20 protein-coding genes are annotated in these 25564 nt (G+C 60.7%); 10 read left to right on the plus strand and 10 right to left on the minus strand.

From position 1 onward, the window contains the following. The first annotated feature begins 29 nt into the window (after positions 1–29). From BLU15_RS31890 to BLU15_RS31915, 6 genes are all read left to right on the plus strand, one after another. Complete coding sequence (locus BLU15_RS31890) at positions 30–1310, plus strand: HlyD family type I secretion periplasmic adaptor subunit (RefSeq protein ID WP_244546875.1); 1281 nt, start codon at positions 30–32, stop codon at positions 1308–1310. A 760-nt stretch (positions 1311–2070) separates the two neighbouring features. Beyond that, the gene (locus BLU15_RS31895; protein WP_090300933.1) at positions 2071–4224 is read left to right on the plus strand and encodes a polysaccharide biosynthesis protein; all 2154 of its coding nucleotides are present in this window, start codon (positions 2071–2073) and stop codon (positions 4222–4224) included. A 40-nt stretch (positions 4225–4264) separates the two neighbouring features. Further along, on the plus strand, positions 4265–5488 hold the full coding sequence (locus BLU15_RS31900) for a glycosyltransferase family 4 protein (protein WP_090300935.1): 1224 nt from the start codon (positions 4265–4267) through the stop codon (positions 5486–5488). A gap of 212 nt (positions 5489–5700) precedes the next feature. Then, positions 5701–6831: a glycosyltransferase gene (locus tag BLU15_RS31905; RefSeq protein WP_090300911.1), complete on the plus strand. Its 1131-nt coding sequence runs from the start codon at positions 5701–5703 to the stop codon at positions 6829–6831. 344 nt (positions 6832–7175) lie between these two features. Continuing rightward, complete coding sequence (locus BLU15_RS31910; protein WP_090300913.1) at positions 7176–8027, plus strand: ATP-binding protein; 852 nt, start codon at positions 7176–7178, stop codon at positions 8025–8027. 260 nt (positions 8028–8287) lie between these two features. Beyond that, entirely contained in the window at positions 8288–9199 is a 912-nt protein-coding gene (locus BLU15_RS31915; RefSeq protein ID WP_090300915.1) for an NAD-dependent epimerase/dehydratase family protein, read from the plus strand. Positions 9200–9520: 321 nt separating this feature from the next. Here the strand turns inward: BLU15_RS31915 and BLU15_RS31920 are convergent, their stop codons facing one another. Further along, entirely contained in the window at positions 9521–9931 is a 411-nt protein-coding gene (locus tag BLU15_RS31920) for a tautomerase family protein (RefSeq protein ID WP_090300918.1), read from the minus strand. Positions 9932–10041: 110 nt separating this feature from the next. Here BLU15_RS31920 and BLU15_RS31925 point away from each other — a divergent pair, with 110 nt between their 5' ends. Next, positions 10042–10905: a LysR substrate-binding domain-containing protein gene (locus BLU15_RS31925; protein WP_060521013.1), complete on the plus strand. Its 864-nt coding sequence runs from the start codon at positions 10042–10044 to the stop codon at positions 10903–10905. Positions 10906–11029: 124 nt separating this feature from the next. Here BLU15_RS31925 and BLU15_RS31930 read toward each other — a convergent pair whose 3' ends face one another. Further along, positions 11030–11779 (minus strand): SDR family oxidoreductase, encoded by a 750-nt coding sequence (locus tag BLU15_RS31930; protein ID WP_090300920.1) that lies wholly within the window; start codon positions 11777–11779, stop codon positions 11030–11032. 350 nt (positions 11780–12129) lie between these two features. Here BLU15_RS31930 and BLU15_RS31935 point away from each other — a divergent pair, with 350 nt between their 5' ends. Continuing rightward, positions 12130–13188 carry a GNAT family N-acetyltransferase gene (locus BLU15_RS31935; protein WP_090300922.1) on the plus strand — a complete coding sequence of 353 codons (1059 nt, stop codon included), beginning with the start codon at positions 12130–12132 and terminating at the stop codon, positions 13186–13188. Between the two features lie 70 nt (positions 13189–13258). On the opposite strand, the gene BLU15_RS31940 is transcribed toward BLU15_RS31935, so the two are convergent. From BLU15_RS31940 to BLU15_RS31950, 3 genes are all read right to left on the minus strand, one after another. Continuing rightward, positions 13259–14038, minus strand: coding sequence for an ABC transporter substrate-binding protein (locus BLU15_RS31940; protein ID WP_090300925.1), 780 nt, complete (start codon positions 14036–14038; stop codon positions 13259–13261). 127 nt (positions 14039–14165) lie between these two features. Continuing rightward, entirely contained in the window at positions 14166–14561 is a 396-nt protein-coding gene (locus BLU15_RS31945; protein ID WP_090300937.1) for a VOC family protein, read from the minus strand. 75 nt (positions 14562–14636) lie between these two features. Beyond that, the gene (locus tag BLU15_RS31950) at positions 14637–15545 is read right to left on the minus strand and encodes a DMT family transporter (protein WP_090300939.1); all 909 of its coding nucleotides are present in this window, start codon (positions 15543–15545) and stop codon (positions 14637–14639) included. Between the two features lie 448 nt (positions 15546–15993). Here BLU15_RS31950 and BLU15_RS31955 point away from each other — a divergent pair, with 448 nt between their 5' ends. Next, positions 15994–17097 carry a DUF475 domain-containing protein gene (locus tag BLU15_RS31955; protein ID WP_090300941.1) on the plus strand — a complete coding sequence of 368 codons (1104 nt, stop codon included), beginning with the start codon at positions 15994–15996 and terminating at the stop codon, positions 17095–17097. A gap of 1134 nt (positions 17098–18231) precedes the next feature. Next, positions 18232–18918, plus strand: coding sequence for an ArdC family protein (locus BLU15_RS31960; protein WP_244546876.1), 687 nt, complete (start codon positions 18232–18234; stop codon positions 18916–18918). On the opposite strand, the gene BLU15_RS31965 is transcribed toward BLU15_RS31960, so the two are convergent. The 5 genes from BLU15_RS31965 to BLU15_RS31985 form a co-directional block, all read right to left on the minus strand. Beyond that, a complete protein-coding gene (locus BLU15_RS31965) occupies positions 18915–19544 on the minus strand; it encodes a recombinase family protein (RefSeq protein WP_090300115.1) in 630 nt (209 codons plus the stop codon). The two genes, BLU15_RS31960 and BLU15_RS31965, sit on opposite strands and share 4 nt — an antisense overlap. A gap of 126 nt (positions 19545–19670) precedes the next feature. Beyond that, positions 19671–20015: a hypothetical protein gene (locus tag BLU15_RS31970; RefSeq protein WP_090300113.1), complete on the minus strand. Its 345-nt coding sequence runs from the start codon at positions 20013–20015 to the stop codon at positions 19671–19673. A gap of 11 nt (positions 20016–20026) precedes the next feature. After that, positions 20027–22168 (minus strand): hypothetical protein, encoded by a 2142-nt coding sequence (locus BLU15_RS31975; protein ID WP_090300111.1) that lies wholly within the window; start codon positions 22166–22168, stop codon positions 20027–20029. Beyond that, positions 22165–23949, minus strand: a complete 1785-nt coding sequence (locus BLU15_RS31980) for a phage integrase SAM-like domain-containing protein (protein ID WP_090300109.1) — start codon at positions 23947–23949, stop codon at positions 22165–22167. The genes BLU15_RS31975 and BLU15_RS31980 overlap by 4 nt, the downstream gene beginning before the upstream one ends. After that, positions 23946–25409 (minus strand): tyrosine-type recombinase/integrase, encoded by a 1464-nt coding sequence (locus BLU15_RS31985; protein ID WP_090300107.1) that lies wholly within the window; start codon positions 25407–25409, stop codon positions 23946–23948. Before BLU15_RS31985 ends, BLU15_RS31980 begins: the two co-directional genes overlap by 4 nt. Positions 25410–25564: the final 155 nt, after the last annotated feature.

Raw genomic sequence — 25564 nt, forward strand, 5'->3', positions numbered from 1 at the left:
GCACTCGGCGCTCCTGGCGGGAGACGATCGTGACCGATACCGGGATGGTCGCCCGGCTCGGCTATGGAACGCTTGTCCTCATCCTTGCCGGTTTCGGCTATTGGGCGGCAACGGCGCCGCTCTCCGGTGCCGCAGTCGCTTCCGGCACGATCACGGCCACGGGCCGTAATGTTCTCGTGCAGCATCTAGAAGGCGGGATCGTCAGCGAAATCGCGGTGCGCGAGGGCGATGCGGTCGCAAGGGGGCAGACGCTTGTGGTCCTCGACGACACCGTCGCCCGCACGCAGCTCAACCGCCTTGCCAAGCAATGGGTTGCGCTAAAAGCGCGGGAGGCGCGCCTTGCCGCCGAACGGGACGGGCGGCGGGATCTGACGATCGCGATCGGCAACGCGCCGGCCACGATGTCGGCCGCAAGCCGTGACCTTACCGAAGAACAGGTAAAGGAGTTTCAGACCCGGCTTGCCCGCTTCACCTCCGAGACCGTTATTCTGCAGCAACGGGTCGAAAGCCTCAACGATGCGCTCGATGGCTTGGCCGCGCAGAAGGCGGCGGTCGAGAAGCAGACGCAGATCGTGCGCAGTGAAGCCGAGCGAAAGTTCAATCTCCTGGAAAAGGGGCTGACGAACCGCACGGAGTACACGCAGCTTCTTCGCGTTGAAGCGGACCTGCTCGGCCAGGTCGGCATGCTGCAGGCAGAATCCTCGTCGAGCCGCACGCAGGTCGCAGAAGCGCGTGAGCAGATCGAACGGCTGAAGACCCAGCGCGTCGAGCAGGCGGTGACCGCGATGAACGAGGTGAAGACCGGGCTTGCCGACGTGGAAGAACAAGTCGAGGCCGCGCGCCGGGTGCTCGAGCGCACCGTCGTCAAAGCGCCGGTGGACGGCGTTGTCGTCGCCTCGGTCTACAACGCCGTCGGCAGTGTCGTCGGTCCCGGCGAGAAGATCATGGAGATCCTGCCGACAGGGGACCTGGTCGTCGACGCGCGTATTCATCCGCAGGACATCGACGTCGTCCATGTCGGTCAGCCGGCGAGGGTGCGCCTCTCGGCGCTCAATACCAGCTTGACGCCGGAGGTTTCTGCGACGGTTGCCCATGTCTCGGCCGACCGCCTGACCGACCCGGCGACGCGCGAGCCCTATTACAGGGCCGTGTTGCGCCTGGATACGCCGCTGCCGCCCGGCGTGCGCATGGAGCAGCTGCATCCAGGGATGCCGATCGACGCCTTTATCGAACTCGGCGACCGCACCTTCCTTGAGTATCTGATCCGGCCGATTTCCGACTCCTATCGACGCGCCTTTGCGGGAGAATGACCCGACAAGGTCTTTCCGGCGGAAGATTGCACTGGGCCCACGTGCAGGCTGATGTTGCATGCGCGCGCTCCTGGCATGGTCGGCTGGTTGGTCCGTTTCCGGTGGTTGGGGAGCATTTGTCGGCGTCCCTCGGTCCTTACCCGAGAGCGGTTCCAGGTGCATGCTGGGGAAGATCCGTTTCCAGTCGCGCTAATATTTATCCGATGTATAGTGTCGGTTATGCGTTCGGTTGGTCTGTCTGTTGCTTTACATGCAAAAATTACTGACCATTTAATGTAAAAACATCTCAGATTATCTTTCATTATTTATTTTTTATGTCTTTGATTTGGGCGGCGCATTCTGCCTAACGGGCGGACGAATGGTCGCTAGTTAATCCAAAAGAATTACGGAACAATCAGCAATAATACTATTGAGTTCTAATATAATTAGGTAAATTGCTTGCGATAAAACGAAAAGATAATTTACACGCAGTTCTTGGCGTGCGAGAGTTTCGGCGAAGTTGGCGTATTATATTGCGAAGACCAAAGCTTGTATCAGTGCATAGATAAAATAGATTTCAGGTAAATTTGTATGATCTGATCGGTATCAGAGGTCTATTCCAGAAAAAAATCAACGAGACATGACGTCTCAAGGCGCATCATTCGTCCGTCCGTTCTCGGCGCGGCGGTTGAATGGCGTTCTATGGATCGAAGGGTGTCGCATGCATCGCAACGAGGCCGCTGCCCAGCCAACGCAAGCCGTCGCCCCGTCTCCGCCGCCTATGGCGAGATACTGGGCAAGGTTCCTCAACATATTCACCTGGTTTGCCGCCGTCGGACGTGCGCTTCTGCGCCTGGCGGCAAGAACCGCCGTATCGTCGGTCAAGCAGGTTCGTCGATCGCGCGTGCTCTATGCGATGGACATCGCGTCTGCAGCCCTGGCGCTCGTGGCCGCCTTTTTCCTGCGCTATGGCTTCGACGCCATGTCGACGCGACCGGAGCTTATCTGGGCGCTGGTGGCGACCGGGCCGCAATATCTTCTGGCCTGTGCGCTCGCCTTTCCGATTGCGGGATTGTACGCCCGCGACTGGCGCTACTGCTCCGTCTCGGACTTGCGCTCGATCCTTCAGGCCGTCTTGATCAGCTCGGCGGCGCTGGTGTTGATGTCGTTCTTTGCGAACCGCCTCCAAGATATGCCGCGAAGCGTTGTGCCGCTCGAGGCGCTGCTTTTGACCGCATTCCTTTCGGCTTCGCGGCTGAGCTTCCGGCTCGACGAACTGGCGCTGCGCCCAACGCGGCGGCAGCCGGTCGCCGACGGCAATGCCGACCAGATCCCGACCTTGCTCGTCGGCAGCGGCCATGCGGCAGATCTCTATCTCAGAGCGCTCCGCCGCGATCCGCATTGCAGCCATAAGCCGGTCGGCTGCTTGGAAGTGACGCCGGAACATACGGACATGACCTTGCGCGGCATTCCGATCCTAGGCGCGCTCAGCGATTTCGAAACTGTGGTCTGCGCGCTCGCAGAAAATGGACAGCTGCCGCGCCATGTCGTCTTTACCGAAGCGCTTTCGGCGTTCGGCGAAGCCGCTGAGGATGTGATGCGGCGCGCCGAAGCGCGTGGCATGACCGTATCGCGTCTGACGCAGATCACGGAACTCAAGAGCGCCAAGCAGGAAAGCCGTTTCGAACTCCGCTCGATCGAGCTCACGGATCTTCTGGAGCGCCCGCAGGCAGCCCTCGACAACGAGGCAATTCTTCGCCTCGTCCGCGGTCGGCGCGTCCTGATCACCGGCGCCGGTGGTTCGATCGGCAGCGAGCTCACCTTGCAGGTGGCGGCGCGTGAACCGGCCGAACTCATCCTGGTCGAGAACTGCGAATACAATCTCTATGCGATCGACATGGAACTCGGGGAGCGCTATCCGGCCGTCAAGCGGACGGCAAACCTTTGCAACGTCCGCCGGGCCAATCGCGTCAACGATGTCTTTGCCAAGTACCGGCCCGAACTCGTCTTCCACGCTGCCGCACTCAAGCATGTGCCGATGGTGGAGCTTAACCCCTGCGAGGGCGTACTGACCAATGTGATCGGCACGATGAACGTGGCGAATGCCGCCCGCCGCTTCAAGGTGCAGGCGATGGTGCAAGTGTCGACCGACAAGGTCGTCAACCCGACCAGCGTGATGGGCGGGACCAAGCGGCTGGCCGAACTCTATTGCCAGGCGCTCGACCTTCATTGCCTGAAGAAGGGTTCCGGCCCGCGCTTCATGACCGTTCGCTTCGGCAACGTGCTCGGATCGAGCGGCTCGCTGATCCCGCTGTTTAAGCGGCAGATCGCTAAGGGTGGCCCCCTGACGGTAACCGATCCGCGCATGACCCGCTTCTTCATGACCATTCGCGAAGCCGTCGAACTGACGCTGCAGGCTTCGGCCTATGGTCTTGAAGGCGAAATCGGCAAGGGCGAGATTTTCGTTTTGGACATGAATGAGCCAATCAAGATCATCGACATCGCCAAGCGGATGATCCGGCTTGCCGGCCTTACGCCGGGCAAGGACATCGATATCGAGATCATCGGTCTCAGGCCCGGCGAAAAACTCTATGAGGAGCTGTTCGACAGCGGCGAGCAACGCATCAGTTCACCTATTCCCGGCGTGCTCGGCGCGATGCCGAACGCCGTGCCCCTGGCGACACTCAAGGAGATGTTCGCGCGCCTTAAACTTTTTGCTGAACTCGGCGATCAGGCGATGGTCTTTGCGATCATGAACAGCCTCATTCCCGGCTTCGACAAGCATCCGGCTGAAGGCACGGCTGGCGCGCCCTCGTCGGACGACGGGGAGGAAGTGGCCGCCGACGCCGATGCCGCGCATCTCACCGACGATGTCCTGCAAGCAGCGCTGTCGAGCCTAAGGCGGGGCCCGCCTTCAACGCCGATGCCGATGTGATCTGTGCGATCTTTCGAACGCTTGTATGGAGCGCGCCCTGATGTTGATTGACGCGAGCGACTATTCTCCGGTCAGGCTGCCGCCACAGCGGGCGGTTGCCTCCGCGGGATCGGCGGTTGCCAGCGTGGTTCCGAAACAGCGGATCGCTGTGCTTTCGAGCTACAGTCGCTCGCTCACCAATTTTCGCCTGGAGTTGCTGCGGCGCCTGGTGGAGGCCGGCCATTCGGTCCTGGCCGTCGGGCCGGAGCAGGACGAGGACGTCGTCCGGCAGCTTGCCGCGATCGGTGTAGAGTTCGTCCGCTCGCCCATGAGCCGCACCGGGCTCAACCCACTGACGGATCTCGCGACGCTTTGGTCCTACTGGCGGCTGCTACGCTCGCGGCAGATCGATGTCGTGATCCCTTATACGATGAAGCCAATCGTCTACGGCGGCATTGCCGCTCGTCTGGCTGGCGTCAAGCGACGGTATTTTCTCGTTACCGGCCTTGGCCATGTCTACTCGGACGCCGCTGGAAAGCGGTGGGTCGGGCGCCGCATCAAGCAACTGAGCGTGCTGCTCTACCGGCTGGCGCTCAAGGGGGCCGGCGGGGTCTTTGCCTATAATCGCGCGGATGCGGCTGATATCGAGAGCTGCAGGCTGATTTCCGACCAGCGCGAGCTGACGCTCGTGCCGGGCTCCGGCGTCGACCTCGACCACTATGCCTTTTCGAGCCCGCCCACCGGGCGCCCGGTTTTTCTGCTCGTTGCCCGGCTGCTGAAGGACAAAGGGATCAGCGAGTATGTCGAGGCCGCGCGCCTCGTTCGCCAGCAGTTCCCGGAGGCCGAATTTCGTCTTCTGGGACAGTTCGATCCCAGTCCGGCCGCGATCTCCGCTGAAACCATCGATGGATGGGTCAAGGACGGCAGCCTGAACTATCTCGGCGAAACCACGGATGTGCGCCCGCATCTCAGCGATTGCAGCGTCTTCGTCCTTCCGTCCTACTATCGCGAGGGCATACCGCGCAGCATTCTTGAGGCGATGTCGACGGGGCGCCCGATCGTCACAACCGATCTGCCGGGCTGCGACGAGACAGTGGTCGACGGGCTCAATGGTTACCTTGTGGAGCCGCGTAACGCCAAGCAACTGGCCGAAGCCATGTGCCGCTTCCTCAGGGCGCCTTCGCTGATCACAGACATGGGGCTCAGGTCTCGGGAACTGGCCCAATCAAAGTTTGATGTGCATGCCGTGAACACGCTGCTTCTTGAGCGCATGGCATTGATCTGACAGGAATATTTCCTCGGTCCAAAATAGTCGCGAGTGTTCGACAAGAAAGAACAACCGTGATGATGCTTTGTCAGCAACTTTTCGGCTGCGCGCGTTTCTAACGCGCCAATTGGAAACGCATATTTTTCGATGTATACATTACTAATAGTTGTTGAATTGATCATTGCTATGCATAATCGCCTTTGCGGAATATTTGAGGCGATTGTCTTACGATGGCAGGCAGCGTCGTTCATATTATCAACAATCTTAATGGAAACGGCGGCGCCGAGCGCCTGGTCGTGGAAATGGCGCAGCGGCAGGCGCGGTTCTCGGCAACGGTGATCGTGTGGAAGGGAGCTAACAACGAACTCCTGGAAGACACGGCTTTTGCTGCAGTGACGATCGTCGCGGTCAAGCTGTCGAGCCTCCGTTCGATTGCCAGGGCATGGCGCGCGATGCGGGCGGCAGACGTCGTGCACGTCCACCTGTTTCCGTCCCTCTATTTTTGCGCGTTGCTGCCTTTTCGAAAAATCTACACCGAACACAACACCTGGAACCGCCGAAGGGCGAGGCGGTGGCTGCGGGGTATCGAACGGTGGGTCTATGGCCGTTACGACTGCGTTGCGGCAATCAGCGCACCTGTCCGTGACCACCTGTCCGAATGGCTGGCGCCCATGACCGCGAAAATCCACATCGTCGAAAACGGTGTCAGCCTGGACCGGTTTGCGTCGGCGCGCGACCGCAAGCCGAGAGAGGATGGGCGCTTTTACATCGGAATGGTCGGAAGCTTCACGGAGAAGAAGGACCAGGAAACCATCGTGCGGGCCCTGCAGCGGCTTCCGGACAATGTCCATGCGGTCTTTGCCGGTGTGGGGGACCGCCGACCGATCGTGGAAGAACTGGCTGGAGGTCTGGGTCTGCGTGAGCGCGTCCACTTTTCCGGGCTGGTCCGGGATATCCCGGCGTTCCTCAGCCGCCTTGATCTCTATGTACAATCCTCCCATTGGGAAGGCTTCGGGGTGGCCGTGGTCGAGGCGATGGCGTCGGACCTGCCGGTCCTGGTCAGCGATGTCGGAGGGCTGGCCGTGGTCGTTGACAACGACGACTACCGGTTCCCGGCGAAGAACCACGAGCAGCTCGCCGACCGCATTCGCGAACTTGCCAGCGATGATGAGAAGTATCGCAATGCAACGGCCTATGCACGCCGCCGTGCGCAAGGCTTTTCGATCGACCGGACCGTCTCGTGCTACGAGGACCTTTACGAGCTGATCAAGCCCGGCCCGCCGACATTGACGACGGCCGGCGCAGATGCCGGCGCCCCTCGGTTCCGCCGTTCCTCGCGCCCTTCACAGGATCTGCGCTGAGTAGTCGTCGCGTTCGTCTGGAGGGAAGCAGAGAAGAAAGAAGGCGGCACGATCAGGTGAACAGGGGCAAGGCATGACGTAGCGGCTCATTTAAAAAGCAACTGCTGAAATGTAACTTGGAATCTCCGGGGGAGTTGGTATTATCCCTGCATTGTTTTCGAATATACTGAAATTAACTGTTGTCGTTTTCATGTTTTGGGAGCCGATGTCGGCCAATCTACCCTCGGGATCACTGTAGCGGGCGCTGAGCCCCTGTCTGGAAAGGCAGGCGGCAAAGTATTCGGTCGCTGCCAGATGCCCTCTGGGTTCGAGAGCCGCAGGCAATTTTTACAGGTTGTCCGACCATGGTGATGAGCGCCCGGCAATTTTATTCTGGAGATGACGGCTCGACGGACTGGGTCCGGGAGTCGGAGTTCTTCGCAAAACTGAAGATGCGAAACGGCACCTTCAAACTCACGCAGCCGTCGCGCTTTCGCGAGCTGGAAACCGCATTCAGGCCCTTGCTTTCGCAGCGGGCGACGCAGTTGCGGGAGGTGCTCGATGTCGGCGTTTCCACCGGTGTGACGACGGTCGAGCTATTGCGATACCTGGAGGCCTGCGGGGCGAAGCCGAAGATCACAGCCACCGATCTCTTCATCGACGCGCACATCGTCGAGGTGGCGCCGGGGGTTCGCGTTCTTGCCGATCCGGAAGGCTGGCCGCTGCAATATGATGTCGCCGGTCTTGCGATCCGGCCCTGGATCCGACGGCTCGACTATGTCTCCCTTGCCTTCATCCCGCGGCATCTGGCGAAATCCATGCTGCAGCCGCGACTGCGCGCGCTGATCCGCAGCGGAAGGAGCGAGCCGGTCCAGATGATCACCCGGTCGTTGTCGCGTGACGATTCCATCGCATTTGTCGAGGATGACATCATGCGGCGCTCACCGGATTTCGCCGGCCGCTTCGATCTCGTCAGAGCCGCGAACATTCTCAACAGGAGTTACTTCTCTATAGCGCAGATCCGGTCGGCAGTGTCCAACATTCGATCCTATCTGAGCGGCGCTGGAAGCCAGCTGATTGTGACCCGGACGAACGAGAAGGGGGAAAACGGGGGCACGCTTTTCGAAGTGGGCGCCGACGGCACGTTCACGGTGCTGATGCGCGTCGGTTCCGGATCCGAGGTCGAAGACCTGATCCTCGGCTGTCCAGCGCCCTGACGCTCTCCCTATAGGTCTTCGCGAGGGCAAGCCTTAGCCTTGTCTCTCATCAAGTCTCTGCGAAACGGTAAACCTGGCTGCAGGAGCCTTGACGCCGCCTGGGCGACAAGGAAGATTGCAACCCAGACGGAAGGTCCGGTCACGGACGCACTGGCCGAGTGCCGGTCGCGCTCCACGGTCGGCTCGGCGCGTTAGGAACCCACCTACACTTAAGATCCAGGCGCCTCCGATCGCGATGAGGTGTCGCGAGGGAAAACGGCTTGAAAAGGATACTGGTTACCGGTGGAGCCGGCTTCATTGGCGCGCACCTCGCCCGTCGGCTGGTAATGGCCGGCCATGACGTGACCGTCCTTGATGATCTGAGTTCGGGAAAACGAGAAAACGTCCCGCAGGCTGCGACCTTCATCGAAGGGTCTTTGCTCGACCGAGACGCCGTGCGCCGTGCGCTCGCCAATGTGGACGCCTGCATCCATTTGGCGGCAATCTCCTCGGTCGAGCGGTGCAAGCGGCAACTGACGTCATCGCACGCAATCAATATAACGGGGTTCCTCACGATCATCGAGGAACTTGCCCATTCCCGGGCCCATCTTCCGCTTGTCTACGCCTCATCGGCTGCGGTTTACGGGGCAAGCCAGGAGCTGCCGCTTTCGGAAGCGGGACGTTGCATTCCATTGTCGCCTTATGGTGCGGACAAGCTTTCCAGCGAACTTCACGCGCGGTCTGCCTATGAGGTCTATGGCATAGCGAGCCTGGGGCTGCGTTTCTTCAACGTGTATGGGCCGGGGCAGGATCCATCGTCTCCCTATTCCGGCGTGATCGCGAAGTTCGCCGAACGGCTGGAGCGCGGTGAAAACATCACGATCAATGGGGATGGCCGTCAGACCCGTGATTTCGTCCATGTGGACGACGTTGTGGAGGCTGTGCTGCACGCGCTTGGCCGCTGGGACACCGGCGCGCGCATCGTCAACGTTTGCAGCGGTGTCGAGACATCGATCAGCGACCTTGCGCGGATCATGATCGAGGAAACCGGCAGCCGCTCGAATATCTCCTATATCGACGGCCTTTCGGGTGAAGTCAGGCGCTCGCGGGGGTGCGTCGAAGCGCTTCACGCAAAACTCGACTATCGCTGCGAGACCGACCTTCGAGCCGGGCTCGCGCGACTGTTGCAGTAATCTTGGTGGCGAGGCGGCCTGCGGGTAGCGACGTTTGCCGGCCGCCGAGAGGGTCGATGACGCCACAGGCAACCGATTGCCGTTGGGCCAGGGCGCATTCTCGTCCGCGAAGGCGTTCCGCTAAACTACCATTCTTGGGACGCCGACAACGGCCGAGGCGGGACTTGTCAACGGCTCTGCACCGCGGGCCCGCCTCCCGCCAGTGCAACCAGCGGCTCCATGACATGGCGCGCGCTGAGCCGGCGGGTGTAGGAAGGAAGCGGCCCGGCCATGGCTTCGGGCGCTCCGAGTTTAAGTTGCGTGAAGCGGCGCCCGGGGGCTTCAGGCGCCGGATTTGAGCTTGCCACTGATGTAGCGGAATTCCTGCGTCTTGCCGCCATAACCATAGGCGGCAGCCGCAACTTCGTGGACGAGAACGTAGCTCTCGTGGTGTACCCGTCCGAGCAATTGTTCAAAGCGCCCGAAGATGGCTTCGAGATAAGCAGCCATTTCCTGCTTGGTGTTGGTGCCGTCGACGACCTTGATGTCGAGCCAGAAGCTGTTGATATCCTGTTCGGCAAGCGACTTTCCGCCAGCGAACCAGTGTTCCGGATCCGCATAGGTAACGACGATTGCCGTGATCGTCGGATCCTTGCGCAGGTGCGCTGCCGTCAATTCGCTGACCGAAGCGGCGATCCGTGACGAGAGTGCGGTGTCCGGCTTGCCGCTGACGGTGACGTTGATGATGGGCATTGGGTGGTTCCTTTCGGGTTTCCTGTTTCGTGTGTGAGCCCAATCTGCCACGTCTCTATCTTCGGAAAAATCGAATTGTCTAATATCATAACTTCGATTACATTGAAGTAATGCAAGCCTTCGATCCCGATCTGCTTCGTACCTTTCTTGCTTTCGCCGAGAGTGGCTCTCTTGCGAATGCGGCCACGGCCGTTGGGCGGACGCCTTCGGCTGTGACCGCCCAGATGCAGCGCCTGGAAACGATGATCGGCGAGCCACTTCTCGCGCCCTCAGGCCGGGGGCGAATTCTCACGCCGGCCGGGGAGGAATTGGTCGTTCATGCACGCCGGATTCTCGAAGTTCACCGGGATGCATGGCTGAGCCTCAAGGGTGCCAGCACCGACGGCCGTCTGGCGCTCGGCTGCACCCAGGATTTTGCCGACAGCAATCTGCCGGATCTCTTGCGCCGCTTCGGGCGCACCCACCCGCGTGTGCGGTTGGATCTCAGGGTCGGCAGATCCCGTGAACTGACTTCGGCCTACGATCAGGGGCTGATCGAAGTACTGATCGTCATGCGGGAGGGGCCGACGCCCGACGAACTTGCCATTCTGCGCGAACCGATGCTGTGGCTATCGTCATCGGATGCTCCGTCCACGGCTGACAGCGAGTTGCCGATCGCGGTGCTGGATCCGCCCTGCGGTTTTCGCGCGGCCGCGACGGCAGCCCTCGATGAGACGGGTCGTCGCTACCGCATCGCGGCGACAAGCCCCAGCCTTTCGGGTCTGCGCGCAGCCGTGCGAAGCGGGATTGCCGTTACGGCGCGCACAGCACGCTTCCTCGGAGAAGGGATCGCGGTCGCACCCCAGACACTTTCGCTCCCGGCATTGCCGAATGCGGAATTCAGTTTGCGATTGAAGGCCAAAGCCGACAAGCCGGCGTCGAACCTCGCTACACTGCTTGCCGAAGGCCTGGCGGCCGGTTCCGAGCGGTGGTGAAGACGATCACCCGGAAAGACTGCGGCGCTGCCGCGCCGATCTACGGGCACTCCGGATCCAAGCACACAGCGCCAAGGCGAATTCCGAATGCAGCCGCTGCACGGGAAAAGGTCTACGATGACGCTCACATCTGCGCGGTCATGCCACCGTCCACCGTCAAGGTTATGCCATTGACGAAGCTGGCGGCAGGCGAGGCCAGGAACACGGCGGCCGGCGCGATCTCCTCCGGTCGGCCCCAGCGTTTCAAGGGAATTCGGATATCGACGAAGGCCTGCAGTGCGGGATCGGAGGCGAGTGCGGCATTGGTCTCGGTTGCAAACCAGCCGGGCGCAATCGCGTTGACCGTCAGCGTCGCCGATCCAAGTTCCACCGCCAATGAACGGGTGAGGGCATCAAGACCGCCCTTTGCCGCGGTATAGGCGGGGTCGCCCGGCCGCGCGACGGAGGCGGCGATCGAGGTGACGAAGATCAGCCGGGCGGACGAGGAGCGGCGGAAATAGGGAAGTGCTGCCCGCGCCATCGCATAGGCTGCCGTCAGGTCCGTGTTGACGAGGGTGGCAAAGGCGGCGGGATCCATGACGTCGGTGCCGCGCCGGTCGCGCTCGCCGACGGCGTGAATGAGGATGTCGAGTTGGCCGGTCCTGCCGGCGGCGGCAGCGACGATCTTTTCCACATCCGTCGAAACGTCGCCGGGAACGATGTCGAGTGCGGTGCCTTCCGAGGCAGCCTGGGTACGGGCCGTTTCGAGTGTGGCGGAACCGCGGCCGTTGATCGCGACGGCTGCTCCTGCCCGTGCGAGCGCCTTTGCCATTTCAAAGCCGAGACCGCGGCCGCCACCCGTTACCAATGCCGTCATTCCGCTGAGGTCGAACATGTCGGTCTCCGATGCATTCCGCCGATTCCGGGCTGACGCTACACCAAATCCCGGCAGAAGAGCTTTAGCGCCTGTCGTTGCAGCCGCCAATGGCGCAAGCGCACGGACCGCAGGGCCGTCCTGAAGCGGTTACCGTAAAGCGCTTGTTCCATCCGGCCCTGCTGTCTGGTTCGTCGAGTGCAATCGCGCCCGATCCGGGGCGCACAGGAAGAGAGAGGGTGCAAGATGACAGTGTCCAACGCCGTGCGCCGGTCGGCTGAAGTCGGTCTGAAACGGGACGACTTGCTCGTCTCTACTCTTTCTTCTGGCGGCAGGGATGGGATATCCCGCCGCAACAGGATTGCATTTTCATGTTTCTACTCGAACAAGCCGCCTATTTGGCTGCTCACGCCCTCTTAAAAGACTTTGCTTCCACCCACGTAGCCATTGCTGCCGTACTCGACGGCACCATAGACGGTGAAGTCTGGGTCGATCGTCCAGTCGAACCACGCGTCGCGCTGCTCGCCAATGGCGATGCCTTTTATCTCGCGGGTCTGCCCGACGAGGTGGTCGATAGCTTTGCCAATCTGAAGGAACTGATCCCTGACTGGGCCTATTTCTTCGTCGAAGACCGCTGGTCCGATCGTCTCGGCGATATCTGGTCTAATCGCTTCGCCCGGCCGCATCCGCGCGTCAGGATGGGTTTGCCGGGAGCAAGTTATGGTCTCGCGGCGACGGTGTTGCCTGACGGCTTCCGCCTCGTGCCGATCGACCAGCGCCTGCTCGATCTGGAACCCGGCAATATCGAGACGGTAACCGATCTCATGGAAGGGTGGGCTTCTCCCGAACTCTTCCTGGAAAACGCCATCGGCTTCTGTGTGCTTTACGACGGATCCGTCGTCAGCCATTGCGCAACCGACAGCGTCAGCGGTACCCGGTGCGAAGTGGGAGTCGGGACCGAACCTGCCTATCGGCGTCTTGGGCTTGGCAAAGCGGCAGCGGCTGCGACGATTACCGCGTGCATCAAGCGCGGACGTCCCGATATCGAGTGGCATACGCATGCCTCGAACAAGGGATCGATCGCGATTGCCAGGAGCATCGGCCTCATCGAACGCGACCGGCACCTTGCCTATAGCGGTAACCTACCGGCAGAGAACGTCGGCGATCTCGATCTCGCCACTTGCCGGGAATGGGGGCTGCATTTGGAGCGGGCAAGCGATCACATCAACTGGTATCGCTTCCACGCAACCGGAGCCTGGATGCTTGCCGACGACCGCACTCGGGCGCTTGCCAATGTCCGCCAGCTTGTTGATGGCGGTTGGGAAGGCGAGGCCGAGTGGCTCGAAGGCTACTGGGCCGTGCAATCGCTCGTCGACGATCCCGAATTCAAGACGATCGTGGCAAGGCAGCGCGCGATAAGAGAAGAATAAGAAGAGGATCCGGCCGCGCTTCTGGGGCGCGGCCGGATCTCAAATGGACTGTTCCGCCCGCCTTCAGGCGTCACTTCATCGTATAGACGTCGATAGTGAAGTACTTGTCGTTGATCTTCTTGTAGGTGCCGTCGGCGCGGATTTCGTCCAGCGCCTTGTTCAGTCGTTCGCGCAGGTCGTTGTCCTCCTGGCGCACGGCAATGCCGACGCCTTCGCCGACGAACTTCTTGTCAGTGATCGGTTCACCGATCAGTTCGCAGCATGCCTTTCCGTCGGCATTCTTCGTCACCCAGTCGAGCAGCGGCAGCATGTCGCCCACCTGAAGGTCGAGGCGGCCATTGACCATGTCGAGGTTCGCCTCATCCTGGGTCGGGTAGAGCTTGATCTCAGCATCGGGGTATGTCGCGGTGATGTATTCGGCCTGGGTGGTGCCCGACTGAGCGCCGATCACCTTGCCCTTGAGCGCCTCATTGGTGAACTCGGTAAAGCCGGCACCCTTCGGGGCCGCATGCGTCATGGCTGCGAGGTAGTAGGGATCGGTGAAGGCGACCTGCTTCTTGCGTTCCTCGGTGATGAACATCGACGCGATGATCAGGTCGTATTTCTTGGCGACCAAACCGGGAATGATGCCGTCCCAGTCCTGGGCGACGACTTCGCATTCGACCTTCATGCGCTCGCAAAGTGCTAATCCGATGTCGACGTCGAAGCCGCCGATCTTGCCGGCGGGGTCGATGAAGTTGAAGGGAGGGTAGGCTCCTTCCGTGCCGATCTTGATCTTTTCGGCGGCCTGGGCCGAAACGGCCGTTGCCGCCATGATGGCGAGCACTGCTGCTGCAATCCGCTTCTTCATTCGCGTTCCCCTTGTTGCGCATCATTCTTGATGCTTCCGGGGAAGACTAAGTCGCGCTCGTCTATAAGCGAAATAGATAGGCGCGATAATCGGTATTGTTTTGGTTGATCTGCATGGCAGCCAGGTCCTACTTGTAGCGACCGTGGCGCTGCAGCACTTCGACCTTGTAACCGTCGGGATCGACCACGAAGAAAAACCGCGCAAGCAGGGCGCCATCGCGGTTGAAGTCGACGATCTTGCCCGGATTGAGACCAGCCTCCGTCAGCCGCCGGTGCTCGGCACTGAGGTCGTCGACCGACAGCGCCAGATGGCCATAACCGTCACCGAGCGCATAGGGCTCGGTCCGGTCTTTGTTGACCGTCAGCTCCAACTCGAATTCGCTTTCCTCGTTGCTGAGATAGATTAGCACGAAGGTTTCGAACTCCAGCCGTTCAGCGATTTCGAGCCCGAAGACCACACGATAAAAATCGATCGATCGCTTCTCTTCGAGAACACGGATCATCGAATGGATCGCTTTGGCCACGGACATCTCCTTCAAGCTTGGACCTCGGCGGCGTAGCAGAGTGTCGCCGATGAGGGAACCCCGCCGGGCGGGAGATCAGGCTTTTGCGTTTCGCTTCTTCAACTGCTGTTCGCGGAAGAAGATGAAGAGGCCCGAGGCGACGATCAATCCTGCGCCGACGAGCACGGTCGGGCGAGGCGTGTCGCCAAAAAAGAACCAACCGAAGACGACGGCCCAGAAGAGCAGCGTATACTGCAGCGGGACGACGGTGGCGGCATCCGCGAGCTTGAGCGACCGATTGACGAGGATATGCGCAAGCATCGCGACGATGCCGAGCGCGCCAAGCTGCAGAAGCGCCTCGCCATCGACCGGCGCCCAACCGGAGGGATTGGCGGCAACGCCGACGAGCGAGAAGATGAGCGCGCCGACGATCTGCCAGAAGACCAGCGTCGTGTCAGGTGTGGAGCGGAGCGTGCGACCGAGGATGAGGGCAAAGGCGAAGGCCGTGCTGCCGGCAAGTGCAATCAGGGCCGGGAGGCCGAGGCTTTCCTTGGAGGGCTCGAGCGCGATCAAGACGCCGGCAAAGCCGATGAGGATCGCCGTCCAGCGTCGCCAGCCGACCTTTTCGTCAAGCAGGAACGGCGAGGCGGCAGCAACGTAGATCGGTGCGGCCAGCCAGTAGGTCATTGTATCGGCGAGCGGCATGTAGGCGACCGCGAAATAAAAGGCGGAGGCGTCGATGGCAAAAAGCAGCGAGCGAAGGGCCTGGAGGCCGGGCCGCTCAACCTGGAACATAGAGCGCAGGCCGCGCCTGAGAATGAAGGGCGACAAAAACAGAAGTGCAGCAACGCTTCGGATCACCATCAACTGGCTGACCGAGTAGGTCGCGACCAGCCATTTGCCCATGACGTCGTTCAGCGAAAACATCAGCATGCCCAAGAGCATGATGAGAACACCGGTCCTGGCGGCGTTCGGGGCGGTTATGGGGGCGGAGATCACGGTCATGTCGGGGCCTTCGATAAGTTGCGCACGCCATGCCACATTCAGCGCGGCCGATCCATCGCCGTCTGCATATGGAACCATAAGTTTTGCGAATGAATCGGCGTCGACGCTTGGTGCGGCAGCCGAACTAAGACAGGGCTTGGTAACAACCGTTTGGCGATCCACCGAGTGGCCGCCCCCTTGACGTTCCGCCCGACACTGCTAATTAGTCAATCGTGCCCGCGGTCCAGACATCGGATCGCGGGTCGAACACTGGTGCCGGGCCCCTCTGGCGAGAGTTTTTACGGCGCTCTCGTGATGTCGGTACCGCCAGCAAATTAGCCGGCGGATTAGCTCTCATGAAAACTGATCTCATGCCTCACGCATGTGCACCTTCGGCCGTGCGCATTTCTGTCTTGAAACCTCATCTTTTTACCGAATCCGGCGTCGTCCGCGCGAAGGAGGCACGTCGATGAACCAGCCTCAATCGCATTCGAGCGCGCTCGGCTATTTCACCTGGGCCTTCATCGTCACGGCGGTCGGCCTTGTGCTCGGCGCCTGGCTCGGCTGGCAGTCGACCGGCACCATCGGTGGCATGGCCTCCGTCTTCTTCATCTGCACCGTGCTTGCGGTGCTCGAAATCTCCCTGTCCTTCGATAACGCCATCGTTAATGCCAACAAGCTCAAGGACATGACGCCCGAGTGGCAGCATCGCTTCCTGACGTGGGGCATTCTCATCGCCGTCTTCGGCATGCGTATCGTCTTCCCGCTCCTGATCGTCGTTATCGCAGCGAAGATCGGTCCGATCGAAGCGATCGTTCTGGCGGCAAGCAAGCCCGAAGAATACGCGCGCATCATGAACGACGCGCATTTGCCGATCGCGGCCTTCGGTGGCACCTTCCTGATGATGGTCGGTCTCAGCTACTTCTTCGACCATGAGAAGGACGTGCACTGGATCAAGTGGGTCGAAACCAAGATGGCGCGTTTTGCGACCATCAAGGGCGTCGAGATCGCATTCGTCCTTGCTCTTATCCTCGGCTTCTCGACGCTGCTTGAGCCGGCAGACGTGCACACCTTCGTCTATTCGGCGATCTATGGCCTCCTGACCTTCCTTGTGGTTGAGGTGGTCGGCGGACTGCTCGATGCGCGGCAGGAAACCATGAGTGCTGCGGCAAAGGGCGGCTTCGGTGCCTTCCTCTATCTCGAAGTTCTCGATGCCAGCTTCTCGTTCGACGGCGTTATCGGTGCCTTCGCGCTGACGCAGAACCTCTTCATCATTGCGATCGGCCTCGGCATCGGCGCCATGTACGTGCGCTCGATGACGATCATGCTCGTCGAAAAGGGTACGCTCAGCGAATATCGCTACCTGGAGCACGGCGCGTTCTATGCGATTCTGATCCTCTCGGTCGTCATGTACTTCCAGACGCTGGTCCACATTCCGGAAGTCATCACCGGCCTCGGTGGGGCAGCGCTCATCGGCATCTCGCTCTGGTCGTCGATCCGCTACAACAAGCGGGAACGCGAGGAAGAGCTTGCTGGCGCACATCAGGAAGAGCGCGCTCGCGCGGAAGCCTAAGAGGAGAGCCTGCTAGTTCCTTGATATGTGAAGAACGGGCCCGGCGTGCATATGCGCCGGGCTTTTCGAGACTAACCTCGCCACGGCACGCCAGCGGTTTGCGTTGAAGCGGGTGTGCGCCAAGTGGAATGGCGGCGCAGCTATTGGGGTAAGTCTAGCAATTGGGGTCTGTGGGTTGATCTAGACGATGCCCGCCTCAAGGGGAGTGTGCACGGTTCACGCGTCGTCAGCTTGTCAGACAGTGGCGCTCCAACGCTCCACTTGTGGAAGCTCTAGTCGTTACGGTCGCTGTCTTTCCGGTCGCGATCACGCCGGTTTTCGAGCACTGTCCAGACGTCCAAGTCGCGTTTGAACAAGAGAGTGCTCGGTCGAGTTTGCCAGATCGCATGTCCCAAACCTCCCGGTATTGCGGCCCTCTGTAGGCCTCTGTTGCTGGACAGGAAGCTCACCACCGAAACCCGACCAAGCGCGGACCGAGTGATAAGCGAAGCAAGAACGGATCTGTCGCCCCTCTGAAAGAGGGCGCCGGATGAGCGCGAGCGACACGGCGTTGCCAAGTGGCGGGGCGCGCATGCTCGGTGTCGCAAATTACCCAGTGAGGGCTAAAAGCCGGCAATCTCTGGCGCACGTGCTTGATGTGCGCCGGACGCCGTCGAACGTGTGAGTTGTACAGGCGCCGAGTTCCGTAGGTCGAAACGCTTCACCGACCCTTCCTCGCCGAAGGCCTTAAAGAGCGCGTGCATGCATGATAAGCCGACCCGCAGGAGATGCTTGAGGGACGCAGGCTCGCGAGCGGCGTGCATAGTCATGTGCTGACGCTGCAATCGCCGCGGTATCCTCAGCGAGTGGCCAAGGGCTTGGCCGATCTGGCTGTCAGACCTTTACCGCTGAAGAGCGTCTGCGCGAGACACGGCCGGTGAGATTGGCGCATCTTGCCCGGTCGGTTCGAACGCCGATCATGGTCAGCGCCTCCTACAGCTCGCCCGTCGAGACATGGCTTGGGTGTGGCAGACGCTGCCAGCCCATCAACCCAGTTCCGCACCAGCACCGAGAACAGGGTGTGACAGGCCGGCCTCCCGCGTCTGCCTCTACCGCATCGCCCTCGACGAAGAGGGCGAGCTGAAGGAGGCACCCATGACCACAGATCGCAGACGCCAAACACATGCCGATATCTACGAGCGCGTCACCAACCAGATCATCGCGGCCATCGAGGCCGGCGCTGGTGACTACCGAATGCCCTGGCATCACGACGGGTCGGCCCTCACCACACCCGTCAATATCGCCTCAACCAAGACTTATCGCGGCGTCAACGTCCTTTCACTCTGGGCGGCGGCGCACGCGGAGGGCTATCCCACGGGCATTTGGGGCACCTACCGCCAATGGCAGGCGCTCGGCGCCCAGGTTCGCAAGGGCGAACGAGGCCACTTAGTCGTGTTCTGGAAGACCACTGATTGTGACGCGGCGGATGCCCAACAGGGCGACGAGGATCGCGACGCGCCCGCCCGGCGTCTGTTCGCGCGCGGCTACACGGTCTTTAATTGCTCTCAGGTCGACGGTTACGGATCGCCAGAGATGCCAGCGCGACCCGAGGCCGAGCGGATCGAGCGCGCCGAACGTTTCTGCGCGGCGCTCAGCATCGACATCCGCCACGGCGGCTCGCAGGCCTATTACCGCCCGGCTACCGATCACATCCATTATCTGAACGGCCAATCTGTCTCACCTAACTGTTTAGGCGCTCGCATGGCCACCCGAAATAGCCGGCGCGGCGTGATTTCGGTGAGTACGCTTGTTGCTGACGACGGCGCCTTGGTCTTGCCTTAACGGGTCGCGATCCTTGGCAGGTTCTCAACGGATTTGGTGCGCTTAACGATATCACCGACCGTGTTCTTACTGATGCCAAGATCACGGGCGATCCAGCGATAGCTGCGGCCTTCGGCGACAAGCGCGAGAACTTTGGGTGCAAGCCGGTCGGATTTGGGTCGTTGCCCAGTCTGACGGCCAAGTTTTTTGCCCCGTGCCTTTGCTGCGGCGAGGCCGGACTTGACCCGCTCGCTGATCAAGTCACGTTCAAATTCGGCAATGCCGGCTAGAAAAGTCGTTAGCATCCGACCATACGGCGAGGACAAGTCGAAGGTCACACCGTTTGTGGCGATGACCGACACTTTCCAATTTGCCAGCGCGCGTAGCGTGTTAAGAAGATCGATGGTCGAACGGCCCCATCGTGAAAGCTCCGTGACAAGGATGGCGTCGATTCGTCTGGCCTGGGCGAGCGCCATGATCTTTTTGCGCTCAACCCGATCAAGCTTCACGCCTGAACCCGTCTCTTTGAAAACCGCCACGACGTCGTAATGGGCGCGAGCAGCGAACGATATCAGGTCGCGCTGCTGCCGCTCACACGACTGGTCGGCGGTCGAAACCCGACAATAGATGGCGGCACGTTGTCCCAATTGAACCTTCCGGGATTTTAGGATCGGAGGGCCTTGATAGGGATGGAGCGAGCGTTGTCCAGAACAGACTATAATTTATTGGGGACAAGACATGCCGCCGATGACTGTTCCGGAGCGACGGCAGCGCTAGCCGTCATCCAATTTGCCCACTACCGACAGCAGTTTACCATTCCTATTGGCGCTGTCGCGTTGCAACAGGGCGCGGACCTGAAGGTGCTGGGCCACCACATTCGCTGCGTCGCGCTGATCGCGCGTCGCATCGATCTGCTGGTGCTGTTTGAGAGGCGGGGACGCGGTCTCGGCCAAAATCGCTCTGAGCTCCGCCACGATTGCCGGAGCGCGGTTTGCAGTTGCCCGGCTGACATTGGCCTCGCGCGCCAGATTGGTAACCGTCAAACGTCCATTGGTCCGGGTTGCATTGCCGCAGACAAGCCGGGTCAATGCGGCACGTAGCGCGCGGTCGGTCGACATGCTGACCGGCTTCAGGGCGGTTCCTCCCGGAGGGGAGCGATCAGCTTGCGCATTCGATCTCGGTCTTGCCGGATGGCGCTGCGCTGCAGGTTCGACAAGCGCCTTTCTTGCAGCATGGCTTCGGCATGCGCGATTGCTGCTTGCCACGCTGGCAAATGGCGGCGTGCAATGCAGGAGTTCGGGCAGCGATCGGGAGCGCAGTTCGACAGGATAGGCTGGCTTGTTGAGGTCCCTGACCGGGTGAGGCAGAGTGCGGTTGCCGGCTCGAAGAAGCAATCGTTCAGGTAGCCGACATGCAGCGTGCGTGCGAGGTGAGCAAGCATTGCCTTCATGCGTTTGCCATCCGCAATGACGCCGGGCAAGGAGCCAATCTCCTTCGTCACCCGTTCGATCTCGTGTATGACGCGCGATGCGCCCGGGCCGGTCAAGCGTTCTCCGCGTCGTGCCGCTTCATAGTGCTCTACGATGTCATCGAGCTGGCCCAGATAGTGTTCCTGTTCCACTTCCTGACGGAAGCCGGAGGTCGATGAGCCGGCATAGCCGTCGAAAATTGCCACGGAGGCATGCTTGTACTGGATCTTGCCGGCGACCACTCCGAAGGGGCGGTTGGCGATATACCAGGCCACAGTGCGGCGGAACTGCCGCGTGTTGAAGATCCAGCATCGCCCATCCACGAGCGGGATCGCCGGTTCATCCGCGGTTCCGAAACGCCGGTCCAAGTTCTGGCGGAACCCATTGATACGTTGCACCACGTGCGGCACGCCGCCATCTCGGGCAACTTTACGATGAAGAGCGACCCAGATGCAGCCCTGCCTGCGCTGTGGCCGATGTCTTGCCACGAGGCGCTCAGCCACTTCAATGGCGCGTACAACTGGCGCGATCGTCACCCACTCCTCGACGCTCCCGCGCTCTTCACGCCCTTTGTAGACGGTACTGCGTATAGTCAGCCGCTCAATCATACCATCGGCGCTGCGTTTGCGCTGCAGGGAGCCGGATTGCATTGCCTGGACTTCACTATCGCGCATGCCGGTCAGATAAGCGCACAGGATGTAAGCGGCGGTCTGGAGCTGGCGCTCTTCGTGTGCCAGGGAGAAATCATCGAAGCGAGACCGCCATGGACGCCCGCTCGTCGGATCGATGGTGATCGGCGTGTCCATGCCACCGTGCTCGACGCCGAGCTCCTGCACGGCTTCGAGCAGAAGGGCAAAAGCCGCCTTATTCTGGATGAGGTTGCTCGGACGCACACAGCTCTGCAACGAAATGAGCCGAATGTTCAGTACTTCCCCCTTGAGCCATTTGCCTCGAATGAGAGCATCTCGCAGGCCTGCAATGTCGGCGGGGTCATTCCACACAGGGATGCCACGGCCAGCACGGCGGCGGATGTCGATGTAGGACGTCACGCGTGCGACGACGCTGCCCGCAGGAGCTCCGCGCGGGCGGGCCGAATAGCCCGCTTCCAGTTCATCCAATTCCTCGCGTGCTGCAAAGATGTCGATGGAAAACAACTCGACATAGCGAAGCGACCATCGCAGCAGTTCGGCGATCACCGCGTCGGGTATGCGCGGTGTCACATTCTCATACGTATGCCCGCTACAGCCTGCCACTCTGTAGGGTGGTGCGCCGTTCCAGGGCACAAGACTTAAGCCGCCATGCGTCAGGAAGCGGGCCAGCCGATGCAACTGCAAAGCCGGCCTCAAGCACTCAGCGATCCGGTACGGCGAAACCGAGCGGTTCTTCTGAAACACGAGATAAGCATTGAGAAGATCCTGATCGATGAGAGCTGCATCGAATCGTCCCTCTCGTTCCCGAACGAAGGTCATAAGCTGACGTAGCGTGCCGAGCGCCGCCCGTGCACTCATGGGCCGTAGCCGACGCGCGGCGTCTGGCAATCGCTCGTTAAGCCAGGCGTAAATGTATTCCTTGGCGGTGAGCTTCTCCCGCGGACAGGTGATGGTGCTGAAGTCAAGCGTGCGGAAGGCATGCCGTGCCATGTCCTGAAAGATTGCCGGATCGAGATCCCAGACGTCGTCGCCAAAACGAGAAAGTGCTTCCCGATTCGTCCCATCCTTCAGCTTCATCGACTTAAGAACAATGTCAGTGTCGCTGCGGATGCTGGAGGTGCGCGGGATGTGGCCGAGATTTGCCGCTGTCATCGTGCTATCGCCTCTACCGGCAGATAGAGGAGCATCGGATCTCTTGCATCAGTCGTCCTTCGGGCCGCTTCCAATACCTGTGGAGCAAAGGCAGGAATGATCTGATGAGTGATGCGATGCCAAGCGCGCGCGAACTTGACTGACCACTCTTCGGCATTGAGGGCAGCACGCTGATCGGCCATGAACGATTGGAATGCGAGGAGCGCCGGGAGCTTGCGCTCGCTAATGACGGCGTTCTCGCATTCCAAGCACCCCCAGAATGGCGTGGGGCAGGGATCGCCGGCTTTTGCGAACGGGCTATCGTAAAAGTTACCGCATCGCGCCATCCACACGTCTTGGTCATCTTTTGCGGGAGCCTGGTCCTGCGGCTCGACGGCAGGGTTCTCCTGCTCGCTGGTGACGAGGCGTGGTCTGAGCGCAGCGTCGAGAGCGTCGTGAAACGCGTCAGCTAACGTCTGTTCATGGACATGGCGCAGGGCAGGTATGTCGGCATAATGCCTGGCTGCGACAGGGATCGAATGGCCGACGGCGAACTGCTCGAGTTGCCCATTGGTGCGACGATACCATTCGGCTTTAAAGGTCTTTCGAAGCCGGGAGAGCTGCAAGCGCAGCGGCCTGCCCTCATCATCTGTAAGTTTGTAGCGTTCGACAAAAGCATCGACTCCCTGCGTGCCATCGTCGCTCAGCGATCGCAGGCCGTTGACGGTCCAAAGGACCCACAATCGATCTGAACCAGTGTGCCGGCGTGCCCGTTCGGTCAATGAGATCGCGAGCCGCATTAGTCCGCCTGGCGTGGCGATCGATCCGTCCCGCACCCGCACGTGTTTCCATTCCGAGCCCCGCGCCCGAGGCTTGTAATACTCGATCTCGACATACCCTCGGGTAGGATTGCGCAAGCAATCGGCCTTCAGACGGTTCAGGCACTCCATCTCCATACCGGTCTCCAGCGACAGCAGCACCAGGAACGCGGCGAAGTCGCTTACCGTTAAGTGGAATCCTCTGTGCGGCAACTCGATCTTGCAATCAATCTTGTGATATCGGGCGAGATTTGCGAAGCGTTTGAAGGCGGGATGTTCTGCCTCGATCCAGCTGGATCTTGCGATCTCAACGAGGACGGCATCATAAAGAACGCGCAGCCGCGTACCGGCGCTAAGTCCGAGTGGAGGCGCCGGAAGGTCGTCGCCGAGTACGATGCGCTCACGGGCGTTTGCCACTTGTGTCCGCGCAGCGGTTCGCAATGCTTCGGCAATCCCACTGCTGTAAGCGTCACGAGGGCGCCCGCCGCTGCCGTGACCACGCCCCAGATAGCGCAAACGCGATACGACGTCGGGTGTGAGCACGCCAGGACGATCGTTGACGGCGATCCGCAATACACTGATCAGTGTCGCCAGAAGTTGCCGCTGGGACGATCGGTTCCCTGCATTTTGCTCCAGCCAATCTTCGTAACCGTCAATCAGCTCGACGGTTACGTCACCCAGTGCACGTATTGTGTGGCGCTGAGCATCGAGAAACGACCAAAACCGCCGCAGCATCTTCACGCTATTGCGTACTGAGCGCCAAATTGGGGTTGGTCCCATCTGACGGATTCGTTCCCGGAGCAGCGGCGCGATCTCCACGACGAAGGATGAGGGAGTCAAGTCGGTTAAATCCACGATAAACTCGTTGCCCGTATCAACACGCACGGCGAAGCGGCGCGGATCGACAGTCGTAGTGGTCGCGGCGGTATCCGCGTCGGAGCTATCTGACTGCGGCGGAAATTTGGCCAGCCTCCCCCGTCTCATGGCGCGAACTCCTCGGATCCCGCGTCTAGCCCGAAGTTGCTTACGGCCGCATCGACGATCTCCTGACTGTCGGCAAGATGGTCGAGATAGATGTAAGTGCTTTCGATACGGCTGTGCCCCATCAGCCTTTGAAGCTTGAGCAGCGGATCGCCGATCATCCGTCGATAGGCGGAGCCGAGCTGTGCCGATCGTTCGCTGACCACCCACCGGACCTGCTCGCGCAAAAGCAGCGTCAACATGTGGACGGCAAAGCTATGACGGAGCATGTGGGGAGTGATATGCATGTCATCGAAACCGAGGTGGCGGCATCGTTCGCTGGCCCGCATGAACACGGCTTCCCAGGCCGCCATCGACACTGGCTGCCCATCCTCGGTCAGCCAGAGCGCCAGGGGTGAGCCGGTCGTCTTGTCGATGAGGCGTACCCGATCCGATGGACGCAACTGGTCGACGCTTACTCTGACCGTGTGATCGCCGTCGGCTAGGCGTAAAGCGCGATGCTCATATGCGGCTACTGTGATTGATCGAGGCATCCGGCAGATGCGCCCGCGCCGCCGGTGACGTCCAAGAGCATTCTCCCGCTCAATCAAACCATAGTCGTGAAGTTGCCTGATCAGACGAATAGGCATGCGGATATCCCGCCCACGCGACCCCTTTGCCGTCGCAGCAGCCAGACGGAAGGCTAAAGAGCGGACTGGAGAGCCTGTTTCGGTATCCAACGTTGGCAATTCGCTCAGCAGCAGGCTCGATGCTTCCTGTAATCGCAGACCTGTCGTGATCAGCAGTTCCGCAAACAGAGCATTGCGCGTACCATTGCGTCCGCGCCAGCTCGGGTCTTCCTGCCCGTCAGGAAGTCTGCCGCGCAGTCCGACGTCGCGAAAAACCAAATAGCGCGGCATATCCAGGAATTGCACATCTCCGTTGCGACCTCCACTCTCCTTGGCACAGTTGATCGCCACGGAGACGACCGCGCCCGAGGTCGGTGCCCGTGACCATAGCTGCCTGTAAGTGAAGGGGGCCGTTGTGATGATCTTCTCATCGACGGCCCATCTATAGAGCTTGTCGAGAGCCGCGATCGTTCGGTTCCAGGAAGAGGCCGAGATGCGGAAGGGCGGCTCGGACAGGCGCCGGGCCTGGTGGAACGCGGCGATGTCGTCACGGTTCGCAGCCCATACAGACTTGCCGCCCCGACGTTCTTCCAGAAAACGCATCCACACGACGATGTCTCGCGCATATGCGCGAAGGCTGTTCAGGGAGCGTACGCCCATGGTCGGGCAGGATCGCAAGAAGCGATTGAGGTTGTGGTCGTAGGATCCTTCTCCGCCAAGAATGAAGGGCATACCCTCAACGAGCCCGAGCTTCTCTGCAGCCGCTATCTTGTCTGCCTCTAACGCGTGTGCAACGCCGTCGATCGTCACCGAACGAGGCAGGGCAGAAAGGTCGGTGAAGAAGAGCTGGGGCAAGAGGACCTCTTCGAGCAGCGATGTTTTGCCGGGACGGGCTCGAGCCCGCCCCGGCAAAACATCGCCCCATCGCGCAACGCCGCGCGTTCTAATTGCCGGATATGTTGATCATGAAGCCGTGACACTTGTGAGACACGGCCGCAGAGCCGAGATAA

The sequence above is a fragment of the Ensifer sp. YR511 genome, from assembly GCF_900103045.1.
In the GTDB taxonomy this organism is placed as follows: Bacteria; Pseudomonadota; Alphaproteobacteria; order Rhizobiales; family Rhizobiaceae; genus Ensifer; species Ensifer adhaerens.

Excerpts from the sequence above, each read along its gene's own strand:
- BLU15_RS31950 (WP_090300939.1), bottom strand. The coding sequence starts at position 15,545 with ATGACCGTGATCTCCGCCCCCATAACCGCCCCGAACGCCGCCAGGACC.
- BLU15_RS31920 (WP_090300918.1), bottom strand. The coding sequence starts at position 9,931 with ATGCCCATCATCAACGTCACCGTCAGCGGCAAGCCGGACACCGCACTC.
- BLU15_RS31925 (WP_060521013.1), top strand. The coding sequence starts at position 10,042 with ATGCAAGCCTTCGATCCCGATCTGCTTCGTACCTTTCTTGCTTTCGCC.
- BLU15_RS31960 (WP_244546876.1), top strand. The coding sequence starts at position 18,232 with ATGACCACAGATCGCAGACGCCAAACACATGCCGATATCTACGAGCGC.
- BLU15_RS31980 (WP_090300109.1), bottom strand. The coding sequence starts at position 23,949 with ATGAGACGGGGGAGGCTGGCCAAATTTCCGCCGCAGTCAGATAGCTCC.
- BLU15_RS31975 (WP_090300111.1), bottom strand. The coding sequence starts at position 22,168 with ATGACAGCGGCAAATCTCGGCCACATCCCGCGCACCTCCAGCATCCGC.
- BLU15_RS31935 (WP_090300922.1), top strand. The coding sequence starts at position 12,130 with ATGTTTCTACTCGAACAAGCCGCCTATTTGGCTGCTCACGCCCTCTTA.
- BLU15_RS31910 (WP_090300913.1), top strand. The coding sequence starts at position 7,176 with ATGGTGATGAGCGCCCGGCAATTTTATTCTGGAGATGACGGCTCGACG.
- BLU15_RS31970 (WP_090300113.1), bottom strand. The coding sequence starts at position 20,015 with ATGTCGACCGACCGCGCGCTACGTGCCGCATTGACCCGGCTTGTCTGC.
- BLU15_RS31940 (WP_090300925.1), bottom strand. The coding sequence starts at position 14,038 with ATGAAGAAGCGGATTGCAGCAGCAGTGCTCGCCATCATGGCGGCAACG.
- BLU15_RS31895 (WP_090300933.1), top strand. The coding sequence starts at position 2,071 with ATGGCGAGATACTGGGCAAGGTTCCTCAACATATTCACCTGGTTTGCC.
- BLU15_RS31900 (WP_090300935.1), top strand. The coding sequence starts at position 4,265 with ATGTTGATTGACGCGAGCGACTATTCTCCGGTCAGGCTGCCGCCACAG.
- BLU15_RS31930 (WP_090300920.1), bottom strand. The coding sequence starts at position 11,779 with ATGTTCGACCTCAGCGGAATGACGGCATTGGTAACGGGTGGCGGCCGC.
- BLU15_RS31955 (WP_090300941.1), top strand. The coding sequence starts at position 15,994 with ATGAACCAGCCTCAATCGCATTCGAGCGCGCTCGGCTATTTCACCTGG.
- BLU15_RS31905 (WP_090300911.1), top strand. The coding sequence starts at position 5,701 with ATGGCAGGCAGCGTCGTTCATATTATCAACAATCTTAATGGAAACGGC.